Below are 240 nucleotides of genomic sequence, written 5' to 3'. Positions count from 1 at the left end.
AATATCTAAAAATGACAGGTCAAGGAGAATACGATCCCACGCTCTTACAGATGACTTTTAACCGCTCTCGAATGACAAACGAGCTTGAGCAGGTTCAAATGGCGAATCAGAGCACAGATTTAAGCCGTGAAACACGTATTGCAAATCATCCGTGGGTAGATGATGTAGAAGCGGAATTGAAGCGTATTGAGGCAGAGGAAGCCGAATACAGAAACAGCATGCCGCCGTTGGCCTGTTGGA

At 45.8% G+C, this 240-nt stretch carries 1 protein-coding gene; it reads left to right on the top strand.

What is annotated here, in order from left to right:
- Window positions 1-240 (top strand): phage portal protein (locus R2R70_RS22840; RefSeq protein WP_410979323.1); only part of this gene is annotated, 240 nt, incomplete at both ends.

This window comes from Cobetia sp. SIMBA_158 (assembly GCF_046566945.1).
Taxonomy (GTDB): domain Bacteria; phylum Pseudomonadota; class Gammaproteobacteria; order Pseudomonadales; family Halomonadaceae; genus Cobetia; species Cobetia amphilecti.
Note: the sequence above shows the minus strand (reverse complement) of the source record. Positions and strands in the feature narration are given on the sequence as shown.